The following is a 507-nucleotide window of genomic DNA, read 5'->3' as shown; positions in this document are numbered from 1 at the left end:
AAATCTCTTTTCGGACCACCTGTGAAATCTGCGTTACCTAAATCTCTTTTCGGACCGCCTGTGAAAGCAAAATCAGCGTTACCTAAATCTCTTTTCGGACCTCCTGTGAAAGCAAAATCAGCATTACCTAAATCTCTTTTTGGGCCACCTGTGAATGCAAAGTCAGCATTGCCTAAATCTCTTTTCGGACCACCTGTGAAATCCGCATTACCTAAATCTCTTTTTGGGCCACCTGTGAATGCAAAGTCAGCATTGCCTAAATCTCTTTTCGGACCRCCTGTGAAATCWGCGTTACCTAAATCTCTTTTYGGACCRCCTGTGAAAGCAAAATCWGCGTTACCTAAATCTCTTTTCGGACCKCCTGTGAAAGCAAAATCAGCATTACCTAAATCTCTTTTTGGGCCACCTGTGAATGCAAAGTCAGCATTGCCTAAATCTCTTTTCGGACCACCTGTGAAATCCGCATTACCTAAATCTCTTTTTGGGCCACCTGTGAATGCAGCAAAG

General features: G+C 43.5%; 1 protein-coding gene. It reads right to left on the bottom strand.

Going from position 1 to position 507, the window contains the following annotated elements:
• A partial coding sequence (locus tag AC1DU2_RS30895; protein ID WP_477389485.1) for a hypothetical protein occupies positions 1-507 on the bottom strand: 507 nt, incomplete at both ends.

Source organism: Mucilaginibacter sp. P4_C11, from assembly GCF_056402115.1.
Note: the sequence above shows the minus strand (reverse complement) of the source record. Positions and strands in the feature narration are given on the sequence as shown.